We start from the raw sequence: 20033 nt of genomic DNA, 5'->3' as shown, positions 1-20033 counted from the left end.
TATAATATTATTCCTTTTTATTTTGGATTATTGCAAATGAACAATTATCAGTGATTTTACTCAAAAAGCCTCAACTACTTAAATATGGTTCCAAAATAGGATAGATGTAATATCCAAATACATTTATTTAGCTATCAAAATTAATATCAATTCATAAAATGAATTTTTTTGTTGGGATTTTGACGAGTAGAAAAAAAAGTAATTGAGATATAAAATCCTTTTAGGACTTGTGAGTTGAATTGCTCTTGTTCATTTTTTGTTCAGAATTTATGGTATGTTGTATGGAAGTAGGATAAGTTCCTTAACACAATACTCTATTAGTTTTTTTTTGATTAGAACCGTCATATTAATTAGTTATTAGACAATCAATTGACTACAAGAATTCCAACGAAATTAGAACTAAACATAAATCCATAATAGATATAAAATATGATAAATTGATATCTATCACTTCGTGTTAAATAGTACAACTTGATTTTAAGAAAATAAAACCAATAAAAAAGAAAGATCCAAGGCAGACCCGCTGTTGCTATTCTCGAATATTAAATACATACAAACATTATTCACGCTTTTACGATTCAAGAATAGAGAAAAGCGGACCACCTAATCGCTCGTTTTTTTATAAACATTGTCCTCTGTGATGTTCTTTAAAAGATCTAGCCTTTCATAATTGAAGAACTGCTTAATAAGAAGCGACAGAGATATTCTTATAATTTCCCTATTCGTTGCATTTAATTATTCATAATGTAAGAAATAAGATCTAAAACTTTATGGGAATAACCTACTTCATTATCGTACCATGCAACTAGTTTGTAAAACTTATCGTTTAATGCAATACCGGCCTTTACATCAAATACAGAAGTGCATGTTTCACCGTTAAAATCACTAGACACCATAGCTTCTTCGGTATAACCAATTATTCCCTTTAATTTACCTTCTGCAACTTTTCTTATAATAGAACAAATATCTTCATAGGAAGTGGATTTTTCTAGACGCACAGTTAAGTCAACTACTGAAACATTTGGAGTAGGTACCCGAAAAGACATGCCATTTAATTTACCATCCAATTCAGGGATAACTCTTCCTACAGCTTTGGCTGCCCCAGTAGAGAACGGAATAATATTTTGAGATGCGCCACGACCTGCTCGCCAATCTTTACTAGATGGACTGTCAATAATTTTTTGAGTTGCTGTGGCAGCATGCACAGTAGTCATTAAAGCTTCCACAATACCAAAATTATCATGAATAACTTTTGCTAATGGAGCTAAACAGTTAGTTGTACAAGAAGCATTAGAGATTATATTCTGCCCACTATATGTATTTTGATTAACGCCAATGACGAACATTGGTGTATCATCTTTTGATGGACCAGTTAATACTACTTTTTTAGCTCCAGAGAAAATGTGTTTCTGCGCTAAATCTCTTGTTAAGAAGATTCCAGTAGCTTCAGCAACAACTTCCACTCCGACTTTATTCCATTTCAAATTACCAGGATCCTTTTCAGAAAAACAATAAACATTTTTGTTGTTAATTATCAAAGTATCCCCTTTAATGGATATATTTCCATTAAAATGACCGTGAGTCGAGTCATATTTTAACATATAAGCTATATAATTCACACTAAGCAAATCATTAATCGCAACAATCTCAATATCATTACGTTTTTGTGCAGCACGAAAAATCATCCGACCGATACGTCCGAAACCGTTGATACCTACTCTAGTAGTCATATTTAACCAACCATATTTAAAATGTAATAAAGGATTATAAGTTTAAAAAACACCACTCTTCGTCAAGAAGAAGTTATCTCGTTTGTTTGTTTTCTATAAATTCTAACATATTAGTTTAATTAAACTAAATGATTGTTATGTTAATATAGTTTTTGCCACACAAATAGGTAATTTTTTAATTAGAAATTTAAAAAACCTTTAAAGTTAAGCAATTACATATTAATACTCTAAGTTAGACTTTCTTAATAAGGAAAGCTATTTCTTTGTCAATTGACTTTTCTTTAAACTAATCAATAAAAAAAATTACCTAGAATTAATTAGGAAATAGATCTAAAAATAATTGTGAATTATAATATTTATTCGAAAAATAAATTTGTTTTATTTTTTTTGCGTTGTTTTCTAGACTTAGAATGTCTCTAACCCTGTTGCTATTTTTAGAAAAAACTTATAATGCTTTTTTTTCAGGTAGATATGTTATTTTTTTGAGCTTAAATTATTGATTTGTTCAAACTGTGAGAACAATGGTTATATTCTAATATTAGAAATAGGAAACGCGCTTCTATTTAAGAAATAATTTTTTTAAAAGGATTGAATTAATCAACATAACAGCATTCGTTTTTTTAGATATGATTTGAAAATTTTTTAAAAAAAATTAAAATAACCAGAACTAAGAATCACTCTCCACTAGAATAAATATTCTAGCAAATTATCTTGATTTTTAAGAAAGCTTTGCTAGCAAGAACTGTTATGTACATATTAAATATTCTGTATTTTCTTGCTTTGCTAACATAAAAATTATTGATTTTGCTTTATTTAATTGCTAAGAAATGTATCTTATAATCTTAAATAAGATCGTGTCTTGTTAAGAACAAGATGGTTTCCGCAATGAAAAATTGTTAAAGAGCTTTTTATAAAAATTGTTTACATGAAAAGCAAATAGCATAGCGATGCTCCGGATCATTCCAGTTGTAGTTTAACTTATCGCGAACATTTAATTCGTCCATTATTTCTATAATGGATGTTGGTAAAAACAATCGGACAAGATTTAATGCTAGAGCGTTAGTCCACGGGGGCAATAATTCCAAAAAGTGAAAATCATCGAGATACCAGTACAACTGATATTGTTTAAGTTGTGCCAAGTTGGCGGCTTTATTTACGGCGTCATCAAAATCACCTAGTTGATCAACCAATCCATTTTGAACAGCATCAGTACCAATCCAGACACGGCCTTGTGCAATTTGATCAACTTCTTTAAAAGTTTTATTTCTAGATTGAGAAACCATAGCGATGAAATCGCGATAACTGTTTTTAATGCTTAGTTGAATCATTTGCGAGAATTCTTTAGGCAAGGCTTTTGTGAAAGACACATTAGCAAGTGGCGAAGTAGAAACACCATCAGCATGTATTCCAATAATGTCAAGAGATTTTTCTAATGTATTAACAATCCAAAAAACACCAATTGATCCAGTTAAAGTGCTAGCACTAGCTATGATATAGTCAGCTGGAGTGGACACCCAATATCCACCTGAAGCTGCCACACCACCCATTGAAATTACTATTGGTTTACCTTCAGCATGTGCAGCAGCTAGTTCAGAACGAATCATCTCGGCAGCATTGAGGCTGCCTCCAGGACTATTTATTCGAAATATAATAGCTTTTATATTAGGATCCAAGCGTGCAAATCGAATTTGATTAAGAATCGCATTACTTTCAACTGATCTAGAATTTTTTTTCGATCCGTTAATAATTGTCCCGTTAGCAAATATCACAGCAATTTGATTGTTTTGTTTTTTTGATGTTGAGGTTATTGGTGGATAATCATAAATACTAATCCCATTAAATGTCTTTTCTTGCTTATTCCATCCAAATTTTTGAACTAACGCTGCGTCAATTTTTCCTCGATATGCAACCTCATCCACCCATTTGTTATTAAGTGCAAACTGTGCGGTGTTACCTCCCACTTTTCGTAAGTTATTGAGCATGATCTGAATATCTGGAAAAAATTTTTCTATTGTTGTTTTCCGATTAGCTGCTACAACAGTTAGATAGTTTTTCCAAAGTTGGTGTACCCAACGAGTATCAGCTTTTCGAGCATTATCAGACATATTATCACGGAGAAATGGCTCTACCGCAGATTTATAGGTACCAACACGAAAAACATGGGTGCTTATCCCTAACTTTTTAAGCAAAGTTTTGTAGTAAAAATTATTTGTTGTTATACCATGTATATCTACTCCTCCGAGAGGAGTAAGATATATTTTATTTGCATAACTAGCAAGATAATACTGTGCTTGACTGTAACTATCCCCTACAGCGTAAATGGGCTTTCCATTGTCACGAAATTCGCGAAGTGCTTTGCCTATATATTCCAGCGAGCTTAAGCTTCCTCCTGAAAAGTCTTTTAACAGAAGAACCAATCCTTGAATATTCATGTCTTCTTTTGCTTGTCGTATGGAACTCACAATATCAAACAATGAATTCTCTTGTAATCGATTGGTAGAATTACCAAATAATTTTCGATTAAGTCGGTAAACTTTTTGGTTCGTTATTGGTTTGTCTATTATAGAACCAACTAAATCAACTATTAATGCACCTTTTATTGGAGTTGCTTGATACGTTTGTGAGTAAATAAAAAGAATAATAAAAATTAAAAAAAGTGCATTAAAAATAAATTTTCGAAGAAAATTTAGTAAACACCATAACCATATAAACGGAGCAGAAATAATTCGCAATATTCTGCATATAAAATCTCTAATTAGAATAAAAGAATTTAAAATCATATAAGGTATATCACTCGTTTTACTTCAGGTATATTTTTTTACAGTCTTTATTGTAAAATTTGCTCCTCCAATTATGAGTGTAATATTTACACAAAAAAAATAGGAGATGCTGTCTCCAATGCACAAAAAAAACTACATTTAATCCAAATAAAAAGTCGATATTCTATATCGCAGAATGTATTTTTTAAATGTTTCCATTATCTGCTCTTCTTTGAAAGATTTTACTTATCATATAATTTTATAAAGTTCTTATAAAGAAATATTAAAAAGTGGTATTACAAGTATGTAATTTTTGAGTACTTATATATTAATTAATAAAGAATTTTTTTATTTTTAAAAAAACAAATTATAGACAAATAAAAGTAGGTAAGGAACTTTTTAAGTTCGTTAATTTTGACCAGGATATTTTATCAGAGAGCAGTTTATTTGACAAATGCAATAAAGTTCCTTCTAAAGAAAAAGTTTTGGTCCAAAAATTACTGTATTTCACTATTTGTGTAATTCAGAGTTTTCGTTTTAAGTTTTACTTGCTTGAACCTTTATAGTTAATAAAAAAAATGATGTTTTTAATTTTAAAGCATTTAATTCCAGATCCTATTTTTAGAATAGTCAAAATTAAAAATTTACTGCAAGATCTTAATCTTGAGAAATATTATCGATTTTTAGGTAAAGTTAGAAATCATAAACTAATTAAATCTTAATGCAAAGGATGTTATTAATTAATGATCTCGTCTTTTATAAGAAAGAATGTTAGTTAACTTAATTGCAGAATATAAATAAACTTATTTTTGGACTATAAACCTATGACCAGCGGTTCCAATTTGATCAATACAGACATCAAAAAAATCCACTTAAAAATTTAATGGCATTTTATGCAAAAATTACTCTCTTCTAACTCTCAAGTTAGGAAAGCTATCTTAGTGTAGTTGGCAAGCAAATATAGTTCCAAAACACTGTTCTTCCTTGCAGGAAAGAGAGAAATGCAGGGAGAGAGATATAATGATTGATCAAAATCAAATTCATAACGCTAAGATTTTCTAGAACAATGAGGGTGTAGTATACAAATGCTAATATATATTTAATTTTTGGGAAACGTTTAATTTTTTGCTCCATGCAAAAAAAAGAAATCTTGTATGTAAATACATTTGTTCTTCTTTTTATGATTTTTAGAAGGTTTTTCTAAATGGGACGTTTAGTTTGACAATTCACTGTAAAAGCTAAAAAATAATTAATTTAACTTTTTATTTTTTTCAGTGACTTATTATTAATACTTTCATATAAATAAAAACTGTCTAAATATTGATTATTTAGTCTCTATTTTCTAAAAGCTATTGATTATTTAAAAGATAGAATTACTTCATATCAAAATGATTTTTCATACTTATTAAGTAATATTATTTCTCATCAAACAGCTATTCTGTGTCAAGAAAAATAACTCTATTGCACTTTTGAACTTTCGATATACTTTTATCTATCAGATAAATAAACATTTATTGTTAGTTGTCCACTAACGTCAAGGTTTAATAAAACATGATAGTAAAAAGATGATTCTCAATAAAGATTATCCTCAATTGAAAATTGAGAATTTTTACTAAAAAAGGTCAAATAGTTAAAAAAGTATTTTTGAAATTAATTTCAAAAATGATTGAGCGCGTTTCTATAAAGCTAGAATTTTGTCTATAAACAATAAAATAAAACTTGTTCAACAAGTAAGTTAGTAGTCAATATTATAAGTCGTAAAGAAATTAATATTCTTCTTTTAAGAAGATTTTCGAATACTCATAAAAAGTATCAATTTATTCTAAATAATAACACAAATATACAAATTTAGAATAAAATCTATTATAAATACTCATCGTAATTAATTAGTTAACTTAAAAAGTATACTGTAGGGTTTTTAAAAAAGTTCTTAAAAGGAAAATTGATTAAAAAAATTCTGTTTTTAGCAGTATCATCTGAATAGGTCGAATCTGTTGGTAATACAAATTTTTTCTTACTGTGTTAAAAGTAAAGTTGTAAGTTTATACTGTTTAAATAAAATAAACATTTATCTTTATTAGAAATTTTAATTAAATATCTTACTGCTTAGTAAGTACTAATACGTAGTAAGCGTAACAAATAAGTTTTGGTTAGTTTCGGCTGATAACGCAGAATTTTAATATTATTAATTTAGAGTTGTTAATTATTAAGCAATAAAAATACTTCTAAATCAAATTTATTTAAAAAATCAATACCCGTTTGGTATAAACGCTAAATGATTTGTTTAAAATAAATAGCCTTAATGGAGTGTGGGAATCTTCCATCAAAAAGGGTAAGTTGTTGTTCTAACATTAGCTTTAATTTTTTGATTATTTTGCTTTTCATATTTAAACAACTGCATTAAAGTTGTGTCGATCAATGTCTAGAATCCAATTGAAAAATAAAATTTCTATTTAATTAGTTCAACTGGAAATCATTAAAAATATATAAAACAATTGATCTATCTTACCTAGTTAATTAATCAATTAAGCTTGTCTAAATTTTTACTTTTAAAAAATTAAAATAAAAAATCCTCTAACACTTTACCATCTTCATCTATTGCTTTTTTTATTATTGTTGGAGTTCGTCCTTGACCAGTCCATGTTTTAAGATTTCCACTTTCATCAACGTATCGATATTTAGCTGGACGAGCAGTGCGTTTTGCCTTTCCTGAAGCCTTAGAAGAACTCATCGATTGGAGCAGTTCATTTGGATCGATACCATCTGCGATCAACATCTCACGATACTGAAGCAGTTTGCGTGTACGTTCTTTAATTTCCGCTTGAACCTGACTATTTTCTTCTCGTCGTTCGTTAACAACAACTTCAAGCTTTTCTAGCACTTCTTCAAGAGTTTCTAAACTGCATTCTTTTGCTTGTGCACGCAGAATACGAATATTATTAAGAGTTTTTAGTGCCTCGCTCATTACGTTTTCTCGAAAAAAATAAAATATTTCGAATCATAAATTGCTAATTTCTTTTCTGCAATACCTAAACTAGGATAATTAAAAAATTATATCTTTAATACATCTTCTAAATTTTTAGAATACAGTATCAGAAATAAAGTTTATTAATTTAGTGTTATTTTTAGATGGTTATCATTTTGTAGAAAGAATTTACTGTTCTTTTTAAATTTTAAAAACATATAAATTCTTTTTTTATTGACAATAAAGCATTATTTATTTTCAAAATTAAAAATTTTTAATGTGTAAAAATCTAAATAAGAATTCCTAGATGTTTCCTTTTTTTTACAATTTAGGATGTCTGTAAATATTAAGATATATTTATTTTATTAATCATAACGATGAGCAAACCGATTAATAAAGAACGTTTTAATTATTAGATTATTAAATAATTAAAATTTTCACAAAGAGTTTCAATTTCATTGAAAAGTTAATTAATTAACTTAAAGTTATTAAGCTGAAGAAATTTTATTTCCTCGGAAATATGTTAAAATGCAGTAAACTAGATCAAATTAACTAACTAACCATTTTAAGGAAAAGTTTTAAATATGGCACAACTCTATTTTTACTATTCTGCAATGAACGCTGGCAAAACGACTTCATTACTTCAATCTTCTTATAACTATCGAGAACGCGGCATGCATACTATCGTATTTGCAGCTAAATTGGAAGGTCAAAATGGACATGGACAGATATCTTCACGTATTGGATTAACTACTTTTGTGAGAACCTTTTCTTCACGCACCAACATATATTCAATTATAGAATCTGAACATAATCAAAAAGCCGTGCATTGTATTCTAGTAGACGAATGTCACTTTTTAAGTCAAAAACAAGTTGCTGAACTTTGCTCCATTGTAGATAATTTAGCCATACCAGTTTTATGTTATGGATTACGTACTGACTTTCGCGCTGAACCGTTTACAGGTAGTTTATATTTACTAATCTGGGCAGATAAATTAATAGAATTAAAAACTATTTGTCATTGTGGTCGTAAAGCCAATCATGTGCTTCGACTTGATGATCAAGGAAGAGTTGTTCAAGACGGAGAACAAATTATGATTGGTAATCATGATCACTATGTTTCAGTTTGTCGAAAACATTTTATTGAAGCAAAAAAATATTTAACTTTTGTGCCAAAAGTAAGTACACCTCATTTTTATGAGTAATAACAATGCAGATTGTTACTCTAGAATTTCTAATATTTATAGTGAAGCTGAATTTTTTTCAAAAACTAAGCAAACAGATTTTTCTTCCTCTATAGTTTGGATTAATTTTTAAAAAAACTAGCAGTTTCAACATTTTTATGCTAAGTTCCAGATAGTTTTTACATTAAAGAATTTTAATCTTAATGAGAGCATATTCTCGATGCGAAAGATTTATATCTCTCAGGTGCCATGTTTTGGGCGTATAATCTATGTCTTCTTCTACCGAAGAAGATTTTTCTATCTTTGTTTTGAATAAACAATAGGCTTAATTTTAAAGATAGCAAACAAAATCAATTATTTTAGATCATTAGATGATAAATAAAAAATTATTCAAGGGTAGCTTTCTCATAGAATTCTTTCTCTAAGAGAATGGTCGTTTTTGAAAAACTTAATTGCACCTAATCTAAAATTAAGTCGCTATTATCAATAGTTAAGTATAAAAAACTAAACTTCTTTAAAAGATTAAAATATATAAATTTTATGCATAAATACGAAAACAAATACTTGAGAAAAACGCCTATGAGATGCGGTACATAATAATGTTATAAGCAAATTGCTTTAAGAACTGTTCATTGCTAGAATTTATATAAAACATGACTATAGTCATCCCTTTCCAACATCTCGTTTCGTGCATCCACGCAGAAACTTACATTTGTGGATGTTTTTTTGGCCTTTTGCTTTCAATAAATGTTTTGATTAAAATCAATATATTGTATAAGATTTTAGTCAGCTCATTTGGTTCAATTTGAAAACTAATCCTCTACTATGATGCATACAGTACTGATTTAACTATCAGTCTATAAATAAAATTTGCATTGTTTAAAAGCTTTTGTTTTATATTAAAGATAATATATGAATATAGGTCAATTTTAATTAATTGCGTAGATAGGCTGCATTCATTCTTTGAGATTTGGAGCGTAGGTTGTTATTTTAATTATTCAAATTGATGAGTATTTTTTCTTCCCAATCGCTTTAATATAATGGTTTTTTGAGAAAACATTCTTAAATGAAACCATATTGGTTACACTGTTAATTTCTTTCTAAGACCCGCTTTTTAATTTTAAGTTAAAAACAAAGTAACTAACTATAATGAATATTTCGTTATAATTAACATGACATTTCATAGATTAATAGGTTGCCGATTTTTAAAGAACAATACTATATTGTCTTCTCCTTAAAAAGGAGCTGAGTGAAATTTTCTAGTAAATACTGTTATAATATGGTTAGTAAATGTCTGTTTACTATTAAAAAGTTGTCTAATCTAGAAAAACTGCTCTCTAAATAAAAAATTGACTCAATTCGAGTCTATTGGTAAATAGCGATAAGCATATCAAATTTTTTCTTAAGGATTTTAAGTTGTATGGAATAGATCATTTTGACTAATATCAAAAAAAAAATTTTTTCTTTAATCGTAGTGACTGCTTTAAATACAACTGTTGTTACTAAGCGAACTTTTTCAGCAGATGTTCCGTTAAATATACAATTAAGCAACAGGCAAGAGTTAGTGCGAGGTAATGGAGCTGAGCTACAGTCATTGGATCCGCACAAGATAGAGGGGATGCCCGAGTGGAATGTTAATCGCGATATATTCGAAGGCCTCGTTATTTATAACTTACAGGGAGATATTCAACCTGGTGTAGCGAAAAGTTGGGAAAATAAAGATTTTAGGATTTGGACTTTTCATCTAAGGAAAAATATCAAGTGGTCCAATGGAGACCCAATTACTGCGCAAGATTTTGTATATAGCTGGCAACGGTTAGCTGATCCAAAAACTGCCTCTCCTTATGAGAGCTATCTGCAATATGCTAGGATTGTTAATATTGACGATATCATTAATGGAAAAAAAAATCCGGACACTTTAGGGATTAAGGCGCTAGACGAATGTACTTTGGAAATCTCCCTAGCTGAACCAGTAAGTTATTTAATTAAAATTTTAGCTCATCCTTCCTTATCACCACTACCAAAAAAAGTCGTAGAAAAATTTGGCGACAGATGGACAAGACCTAAAAATTTGGTAAGTAACGGCGCTTATACTGTTAAAGATTGGATTATTAATGAACAAATTATCTTAGAAAGAAATCAAAAATATTGGAACAACGATAAAACTGTCATTAATAAAGTTGTTTATCTTCCGATTTCTTCCGAAATTTCTGACGTAAACCGCTATCGCTCCGGCAATAATGATATGACTTATAATAGCTTACCAATCGAACTTTTCCAGAAACTTAAAAAAAAAATTCCTGAAGAAATTCATACGAGTCCTTATCTTTGTACGTATTATTATGAAATTAATAATCAAAGAAAACCATTTACTGATATTCGTGTACGTACTGCGTTAAAACTTGGATTAGATCGTGATCTTATTATTAATAGAGTAAAAGCTCAGGGCGACCTAGCAGCTTACAGTCTCACACCACCTTATACCGAAGGAGCTAAATTGAATGCACCTGAATGGTTCGGTTGGTCGCAAGAAAGACGAAATAAGGAAGGACGTAGATTGCTGGCTGCAGCGGGTTTTACTAAAGAAAAACCATTGACATTTAATTTATTATACAACACTTCTGATTTACATAAAAAACTAGCTATCGCTGTGGCTTCTATTTGGAGAAAGAATTTAGGCATTAATGTTCAACTTGAAAATAAAGAATGGAAAACTTTCCTAGATACTAGGCATCAAGGCAATTTTGATATTGCCCGTGCTGGATGGTGTGCAGATTATAATGAACCGACTTCTTTCTTGAACATTATGCAATCTAATAGTAGCAATAATAGTGCACATTACAAGAGCCGGATTTTTGATGAATTATTAACCCAGGCACTAAAAATCTACTCCGAAGATATGCGAGCTAACTTTTATCAAAAAGCAGAACAACAATTAGATGAAGATTCAGCAATTATTCCAGTATACCATTACGTTAGTACTCGTCTGGTAAAACCTTATGTAGGGGGCTATACCGATAACCTACTTAATAACATATATGTAAAAGATCTTTACATCAAATGCGAAAATTAATTCAATTGGATAAATTTACTTTTGTAAAAGAAATTTTCTTTTCAAGTGCTTTTAGAAGCATCACTGTACTTTTTATTAGAAATTAGATCTAAACACAGGTTCTACTAGAATATTATACGAGTCCGGTAATAATGCTAAAATTTATTCTTCAAAGGTTTCTGGAAGCAATTCCAACATTGTTTATATTAATCACTATTTCTTTTTTTATGATGCGTTTAGCACCTGGTAGTCCATTTACTAATGAGAAAAATCTACCACAAGTAGTAATAGAAAATATCAAAGCTAAATATCATTTGAATGACCCTATAATTATTCAATATGAAAATTATTTATTGCAACTTGCGCATGGAGATTTTGGTCTATCATTTAGATATAAAGACTATTCAGTTAATGATTTACTTATTAGTTCATTCTCAGTTTCAGCAACACTAGGATCAATAGCGTTCTTATTAGCAATTATAACCGGTGTTTCTATTGGTATTGCAACTTCATTAAAACCACATAGTAAATGTACTTATATTTCTATGGGGTTAATGATGATTGGGGCAGTCACTCCCAGTTTTTTAATAGCTCCAATTTTGGTATTGATTTTTTCTGTTACGCTAACCTGGCTACCAGGTGGAGGCTGGAACGGAGGTGAGCCTAGATTTATTATTTTGCCTATGATTTCGCTTTCACTTACTTATATTACCAGTATTGCTCGTATCACTCGATCTTCTATGATTGAGGTATTATGCTCTAATTTTATACGAACAGCGCGTGCTAAGGGATTGCCAATGCAAAAAATCATTCTTAATCATGCTCTAAAGCCAGCTTTACTGCCTGTTGTTTCTTATATGGGACCTGCATTTGTTGGAATCATTACTGGATCAATGACGATAGAAACAATCTATGGATTACCCGGAATCGGTCAATTATTTGTCAACGGAGCACTTAATCGAGATTATTCTTTAATATTAAGTCTAACAATATTAATGGGTAGTCTTACTGTTTTTTTTAATGCTATCGTTGATATTCTTTATGCAACCATTAATCCAAAAATTCGCTATTAGTAAATTTAAAGCATCTAACTTTTTATAAAATAAAATCTATAAGTGCTAGAGAAATCTAAGGTGATAAGAAAAACCCGTAGTCTCTTAGAAAGAACTGGAAAGCGTTTTATTCAAAATAAAATTTCATTAACAAGCTTACTGATCTTATTATTGATAATTTTGTTTGTCATATTGGTTCCAATGTTTTCCATGTTTCGTTATGACGACACTGATTGGTGTATGACATCTAACGCGCCAAGCATTGTTTCTCAGCATTACTTTGGCACTGATTTGTTTGGACGAGATTTATTAGTACGAATTGCAATTGGTGGACGTATTTCTATTTTAATTGGAATTTTTTCTGCAGTAATAGCGGTAATAGTAGGCACATTCTACGGAGCTTTATCTGGTTATCTCGGTGGTAGAATTGATTCTATGATGATGCGATTTCTAGAAATTTTAAACTCGTTTCCTTTCATAATTTTTGTTATTTTGCTAATAACTTTTCTTGGGAAGAATATTCTTTTAATTTTTTTGGCTATTGGGTTAGTTTCTTGGCTAGATATGGCTCGTATTGTGCGAGGCCAAACATTAAGTTTGAAGCGTAAAGAATTCGTTGAGGCAGCTATTATCAATGGTGTATCTACTAGAAATATTCTCCTACGCTATATTGTGCCAAATTTACTTGGTCTAGTGATAGTGCAGGCCTCACTCTTAGCTCCTAACATGATTTTATTTGAGTCTTTTTTAAGTTTTTTAGGTTTAGGTGTTCAGGAACCACTTCCAAGTTGGGGATCATTACTTAGCGATGGTGTAAATTCTATGGAAGAATTTCCATGGTTGTTAATCTTTCCAACTATTTTTTTAGTAACAACATTACTTTGTTTTAATTTCATTGGTGAAGGATTACGCAACGCGATTAATCTAAAAGAAGAAGATATCTTAATAAAAATGAGTGAAACTTTTAGAAAAAACATAAAAATACCAGCAGATATCGCTCCTCCGATACTGCTAGATGTAAATAATTTACATGTTACATTTTTCATTCAAAATAAAATATTAACTGCGGTTAATAACTTAAGTTTTTCTATTAATGCTGGTGAAACTATCGGAATAGTCGGCGAATCTGGTTCTGGAAAATCTCAAATAGCTTTTGCTTTGATGGGATTATTGGCAACTAATGGCTGTATTAGTGGTAGTGCTAAGTTTGATGGTCATGAAATTCTTAATTTACCGGAAAAATATTTAAATAAAATTCGTTCCAAAAAAATTTCAATGATTTTTCAAGACCCTATGACCTCCTTAAATCCATATATGCGTATAGGCGATCAGTTAATAGAGGTGCTGCGGTTGCATAAACAAATCAATAAACATGAAGCTTTTGATGAATCTGTACGTATGCTAAACGCGGTAAAAATATCTGAATCAAATAAACGAATGTATATGTATCCTCATGAGCTATCAGGAGGCATGCGCCAACGTATAATGATCGCCATGGCATTATTATGTCGTCCAAAATTACTTATTGCTGACGAACCTACCACAGCGTTAGATGTAACAGTACAAGCTCAAATTATGAGTTTACTCAAAGAAATTAAATCTAAATTTAATACTACCATTATAATGATTACTCACGATCTCGGTATCGTAGCCGGCATTTGTGATCGATTACTGGTAATGTATGCCGGACACATTATGGAATACGGAAAAGCACGCGACGTATTTTATCATCCAAGTCATCCCTACTCCATTGGTTTATTATCAGCAGTACCGCGTCTAGATGTAGAAAATAATATTAATTTAACTACTATTCCTGGTGACCCACCTAATTTATTTCATTTACCTAAAGGCTGTCCTTTTCAACCGCGATGTCGTTACTCAATGAATATTTGTACCATTACATTTCCTCCGATAGATCACTTTGGTGATCAACGCTTACGCGCTTGTTATAAGCCGATGAAGGAACTCTAATATGAAAAATATATTAACTAGAAAGAAAATTATTCTAAATGTCGAAAATTTAAAGGTTTATTTTCATATAAAAGTAAAAGATCGATGGTTCTGGAAATCTACTAGAAGTTTAAAAGCAATAGACGGTTTGTCTATGTGGCTTTACGAAGGTGAAACTTTAGGAATAGTCGGTGAATCTGGCTGTGGTAAATCGACTTTTGCTCGAGCATTAATTGGTTTAGTCAAAATCACTAGTGGACGTATCACTTGGTTTGGAAAAGAATTGCAGAATATAAGTGCGAAACAATGGCGTATTATACGTAATGATATTCAAATGATCTTTCAAGATCCAGTAGCTTCTCTTAATCCATGTATGACAATTGGCGATATCATTGCTGAACCATTACGCGCCTATTTTCCAAAAATGATCCATCAAAGCGTAAAAGAAAAAGTAGGAAATATAATGAAAAAAGTTGGGCTACTGCCAAACTTAATGAATCATTATCCTTATGAACTTTCTGGCGGACAATGCCAGCGTGTTGGGATTGCTAGAGCATTAATTCTTGAGCCAAAGTTAGTCATTTGTGATGAACCGGTTTCAGCACTAGATGTATCTGTTCAAGCGCAAGTAGTAAACTTATTAAAGCAATTACAACGAGATATGAAAATTTCTTTGATTTTTATCGCGCACGATTTAGCAATTATTAAGCATATTTCTGATCGAATTTTAGTTATGTATCTCGGTCATATTATGGAAATTGGTACTTATGACCGCATTTACCACAATCCACAACATCCTTATACACGTGCGCTAATATCTGCAGTACCAATTCCAGATCCAGATAGTGAGTACAATAAAATTACTCATTTACTAGAAGGAGACTTACCTTCTCCAATCAATCCGCCATCAGGATGCGTTTTTCGTACCCGTTGTTATCTTTCTGATGAAATTTGTAAAAAAACAAAACCAATTCTACAAGGAAATTTACTTCACTCTTGTTCATGTATCAAGATAAATACATCAAAGCTTACTCAGTAATAAAAGAAATTAATTAGCATAAAAAAGTAATAAACTTAAATTTGCCTGTAAAAATCGTATAAATCTACAAAGATTATAGTTATAATGGTTATTCAATTAAGTTTGATTAACTGTAAACAATTAAACGCTAAAAAAATAAGTAACCTTACATACAGTGAAAAAGGTTTTTTCTTTCTTAAAAAAGACAAGTACATTTTTGTCACTTTTTATCTTGTCAAAATGTTTCTTTTTTTTTAATCATTAGGTTGTTTGCTGATATAAAAATTCTTTTTGTTATTACTAGATAATAGCTAATTTAAAAAAAGAGATAAAAAGTACTTTTTCTTCCTCATAGGAATGGACTAAAAAAATAAAAAAATCTTTCTAGAATACGTTGCCAATAAGGTCGGTTTGACCAGGATTTAGCTTCAATAAGATGCGAATTAGCAATATACTCTTCTTGTACTTTGGCCAAGTTCCTACCGAAATCGTCATCATCAATAACTAATGTTATTTCAAAATTTAGCCATAGACTTCTCATATCTAGGTTCACTGTTCCCAATAAACTTAACTGGTCATCAACTAGTATGCTTTTAGTGTGTAATAATCCACCTTTGAACTGATGAATCAATACGCCAGCCTTTAAAAGTTCGGAAAAAAAAGCTCGACTAGCCCAATCTACTAGTATTGAATCATTATTTCTTGGAAGAATAATATGAACTTTTACTCCACGATACGCTGCAATACAAATGGCATGAAGCAAATCATCGCTTGGAACTAAATACGGTGTTGTCATTACCAATTTTTTACGCGCTGCATAAATTGAAGTAAGTAACGCTTGATGGATGACGCCTTCAGGAAAACCTGGACCTGAGGCAATTACCTGAATGATATGACTGTATTTCTTTTCAAATGATACAATATCATTAATATTTACTGGAGGAAGAATACGTTCTCCAGTTTCTATCTCCCAATCGCAGGAAAAAATTACTCCCATAGCAGTTGCTACAGGTCCCTCCATTCGTACCATAATATCAATCCATTGACCAACACCAGAATTCTTCTTAAAGAATCGTGGATCTACCATATTCATACTGCCAGTATAGGCAATATAGTTGTCGATGAGTACCATTTTTCGATGTTGACGTAAATCCATACGACGTAAAAAACTTCGTAAAAAACTTACATGCAAAACTTCTACAACATTAATGCCAGCGGCACGCATTAGCGTAGGATGGGAACTACGAAAAAAATCTATGCTTCCAACAGAGTCAAGCATTAATCTACAATATACGCCACGCCACGCCGCTTCCACTAATGATTCTATTATCCGGTCTACTAATCCACCTGCTTGCCAGATATAAAATACCATCTCAATATTATTTTTAGCTAAACCAATATCTTGAATTAATGTATGTAAAACATCTTCACTTTTAGACAACAATTTTACTTGATTACCTTTTAGCCCACGTATGCCTTGGCGATGTTCACAAAGTTGAAATAAAGCTCGAGCTACTTCGCTATTTTTATCGGAAAAAATTTGTTGATATCTTTTAAGATTTTTAATCCATCTGACAGTTGATGGCCAAAGAGCTTTACTGCGTTTAATACGACGTTTTCCTAGATTAGGTTCACCAAAAAGAATGTAAGTAATAACTCCTAATAAAGGGAGAATATAAATTATCAATAACCATGCCATGGAGGATGGAACTGATCGGCGTTTCATCATTATTCTTAAAGTAATTCCTGAAATTAATGACCAATAACTAAATAATAGTAACCAATTAATTATCACATAAAGCGTTGTCATAATCGCGAAAATCCCGTTCACGGAACCTTAGCTTGCCTAATGTTTTGAAACATTTTCTTTTAAAAGAAAGAAGTATAGATTATTCATTTCTGATGTTGTATGTAGTAAAACGTTACACATGTATTTCGATTAAGCTATAACTACAACAAATACATGATAAGAAAGGACAGTTAAAATAAGATAACTGTACGTGAATTTTAAAAAAATTGATTAATATTTAATAATATGTTTTTACTTTTGGATTTTTAATGTAGGTTTCTCTTTGTGAAAAATAGCATCAGAGGAAAAATTATGGTAATCGTACGATAGTGACGATTTTATTTATATGCTTTTCTTTAAATCAGAAGAAAAAATCTTTCTAACCTAGAAGGGTCATTACATAAACCAAAATTTCCATTTTTTCTTATCAAAGAATTTGATGCAGATTATAAATTAATTAATCATTGTGGAAGACAAAAAAATCCCTTTTTAAGGTAAGACTCAAAATAGCTAGTTTTTAAAATGGATGAGTTAATGCGATCATGATTCTACCAATTTAGTAAATTTCAATTTAGCTAGAATTTTTAAACACTTTAACTATGTACCAATTTAACGATAGCTGTAATAGATAGAGACATTAACCATATGCTTTTTTTAAAAAGATTACCGACTTTAATAAAGTATTAACTTTCATTTCAGAACTTTCTTGTAAGATTGATTCTAATCAGTTAGATTTCATTAAATTTGTCGATTAAAAAACCTAAAGAATACATGGTTTTAATAACTTACTTAATAACCAAGTTGTCTCCTAATTATTATTAATAACAGAAGTTTCTCCAACTAAATTTAAGTTTAGATATTAAATCAAATCAGTTGAAATTTGAATTTCAATTCGCCTTCCTGTTCCAGGAAAGCTTTTTTACTAAAAAATTAAATCTTTTTAAGACAGTTAATCTACACGTTTAGACAAGCCTAACAGATATCGAGCACTTTAAATCAAAATTTACTTTTAAGATCCCTTTGAAAAAGGCATTAAGCGTTTGTTATAATTTAACACTAAAATAAAATTAGTGATAAATGTTATCCATTTTTATTTTTCTTCATTTGAATATAAATATAACCTCCGCTGATCAATGAAAATAATAGTGTTAATCCAGAGATACCAAAAACTTTAAAATTAACCCATACATTCTGTGAAAAATAAAATGCAACATAGGCATTTATTGCACCACAAATAAAAAAGAATATCGCCCAAAGAATACTTAAATTAGTCCAGATATAAATCGGTAGATGGATTTCCTTATTTAATTTAAATTGAATAAATGGCTTCTTAAATATAAACTGATTAATTAATAAAATTATAGATAGAAAAAAACAAACTACTGTTCCCTTCCATTTAATAAAATCTTCATTATGGTAATACAGCGTTAGCAAACTTGAAATTATCACTATTAAAAATACGACTAAAGCCGTTTTTTTTATTTTTTGATAGCGAAAACTCATATATATTAATTTCATCAAAGAAGTAATAGCTAATGAGCCAGTTGCATAATAGATGCCGTAAAACTTATAAATAAGGAAAAAACATCCTAAAAATAAAAAATCAAAAAGCTGCTGCATAAAATAAATATAATCCAACTAAATATGTACTAGTTTTTACTTTGCTGGACATAATAGCATATATAAACGATATAAGTAGATTAATAGTAAAGAAGAAACTAAATTGCTGAGTCCAGTTAATAAAAAGAGGCCTGTTAATGATTGCGATAAAGTAAATTGCATAGCAAAAATTAATACTATAATTTTTGCTAATAACCAAAATAAAATCGCCGGTGACAACAGTCGAAAATTGTTAATTACTAAATAAAAACTCAAATGCATTGATTTAATAATACCTAAACTATCCCTGATAGAAATGATTGGCGCTAAACTAAAAACAATAGCTAAAAAGATACCTGGTACAATAATTAGCAAAAGACCAAATTGGACCAACAAAGTAATAAGAAAAATAAGCAATACTAGTCGAGGGATTATTTTTACTGATAGAATAATAACTCTGCGTATATCGAAGATATGATAATTAGATATTTGATGTATCACTGTCAATAATCCGCCTATCAATAAAGCACTCCCAACTAAATTTGAAAAAAAACTAGCTAAAGATGCCTTTAGGAGTATCAATTGTTGTTCCAACGACAATTGTCGTACGGACTGTATAAAACTAATGTTAATAACGTTAACATTAACCGCAGACGATTGTATGTCTATATTTACTAACTGTTCGTATAATGGAGAAAAAATATATCTTAATGCAGTGCTCGCCAGTGATGTTAGTAGAACGCATGAAAAAACGTACGTAAATTGGTTACGAAAGAAATTTAACATATCGTAACACAAAATTTTCGCTGTAATTAGCAAATAAAATTCCTCAAAAAAAATAATTTTTTTAATTTAACAAGCAATAAGTTTATAACTTAATTTAAGTTAAAATTTTAATTATTGAAAATAAACTTATTGCTTTTGAGCTAGTAAAA

Annotated in this window: 11 protein-coding genes and 1 pseudogene; 6 read left to right on the top strand and 6 right to left on the bottom strand. The window is 30.0% G+C overall.

All coding sequences use genetic code 11. From position 1 onward, the window contains the following. Positions 1–731: 731 nt before the first annotated feature. From gap to hns, 3 genes are all read right to left on the bottom strand, one after another. The gene (gap, locus tag JK145_RS02655) at positions 732–1730 is read right to left on the bottom strand and encodes a type I glyceraldehyde-3-phosphate dehydrogenase (RefSeq protein WP_220665332.1); all 999 of its coding nucleotides are present in this window, start codon (positions 1728–1730) and stop codon (positions 732–734) included. A 908-nt stretch (positions 1731–2638) separates the two neighbouring features. Then, a complete protein-coding gene (gene sppA, locus JK145_RS02650) occupies positions 2639–4510 on the bottom strand; it encodes a signal peptide peptidase SppA (RefSeq protein ID WP_255555809.1) in 1872 nt (623 codons plus the stop codon). 2536 nt (positions 4511–7046) lie between these two features. Further along, positions 7047–7454, bottom strand: a complete 408-nt coding sequence (hns, locus tag JK145_RS02645; protein ID WP_220665331.1) for a histone-like nucleoid-structuring protein H-NS — start codon at positions 7452–7454, stop codon at positions 7047–7049. A 584-nt stretch (positions 7455–8038) separates the two neighbouring features. On the opposite strand from hns, the gene JK145_RS02640 reads away from it, so the two are divergent. The 6 genes and pseudogenes from JK145_RS02640 to oppF all read left to right on the top strand — a co-directional run bounded on the left by JK145_RS02640 (position 8039) and on the right by oppF (position 15731). After that, positions 8039–8659, top strand: a complete 621-nt coding sequence (locus tag JK145_RS02640) for a thymidine kinase (RefSeq protein ID WP_220665330.1) — start codon at positions 8039–8041, stop codon at positions 8657–8659. Between the two features lie 1414 nt (positions 8660–10073). Continuing rightward, a complete protein-coding gene (gene oppA, locus JK145_RS02635) occupies positions 10074–11711 on the top strand; it encodes an oligopeptide ABC transporter substrate-binding protein OppA (protein ID WP_220665329.1) in 1638 nt (545 codons plus the stop codon). 131 nt (positions 11712–11842) lie between these two features. Further along, entirely contained in the window at positions 11843–12763 is a 921-nt protein-coding gene (gene oppB / locus JK145_RS02630; protein ID WP_220665328.1) for an oligopeptide ABC transporter permease OppB, read from the top strand. A gap of 42 nt (positions 12764–12805) precedes the next feature. Beyond that, positions 12806–13663, top strand: a pseudogene (oppC, locus tag JK145_RS03020) (oligopeptide ABC transporter permease OppC); the annotation flags it as partial. Positions 13664–13693: 30 nt separating this feature from the next. Next, complete coding sequence (gene oppD, locus JK145_RS03015) at positions 13694–14713, top strand: oligopeptide ABC transporter ATP-binding protein OppD (RefSeq protein ID WP_255555817.1); 1020 nt, start codon at positions 13694–13696, stop codon at positions 14711–14713. A 1-nt stretch (position 14714) separates the two neighbouring features. Further along, positions 14715–15731 carry a murein tripeptide/oligopeptide ABC transporter ATP binding protein OppF gene (gene oppF, locus JK145_RS02620; RefSeq protein ID WP_220665326.1) on the top strand — a complete coding sequence of 339 codons (1017 nt, stop codon included), beginning with the start codon at positions 14715–14717 and terminating at the stop codon, positions 15729–15731. A gap of 328 nt (positions 15732–16059) precedes the next feature. On the opposite strand, the gene cls is transcribed toward oppF, so the two are convergent. From cls to JK145_RS02605, 3 genes are all read right to left on the bottom strand, one after another. Next, complete coding sequence (gene cls / locus JK145_RS02615; protein ID WP_220665395.1) at positions 16060–17520, bottom strand: cardiolipin synthase; 1461 nt, start codon at positions 17518–17520, stop codon at positions 16060–16062. Positions 17521–18579: 1059 nt separating this feature from the next. Continuing rightward, positions 18580–19119, bottom strand: coding sequence for an inner membrane-spanning protein YciB (locus JK145_RS02610; protein WP_220665394.1), 540 nt, complete (start codon positions 19117–19119; stop codon positions 18580–18582). 36 nt (positions 19120–19155) lie between these two features. After that, positions 19156–19917 (bottom strand): YciC family protein, encoded by a 762-nt coding sequence (locus JK145_RS02605; protein ID WP_255555808.1) that lies wholly within the window; start codon positions 19915–19917, stop codon positions 19156–19158. Positions 19918–20033: the final 116 nt, after the last annotated feature.

Source organism: Sodalis sp. CWE, assembly GCF_019646055.1.
GTDB lineage: Bacteria > Pseudomonadota > Gammaproteobacteria > Enterobacterales > Enterobacteriaceae > CWE.
Note: the sequence above shows the minus strand (reverse complement) of the source record. Positions and strands in the feature narration are given on the sequence as shown.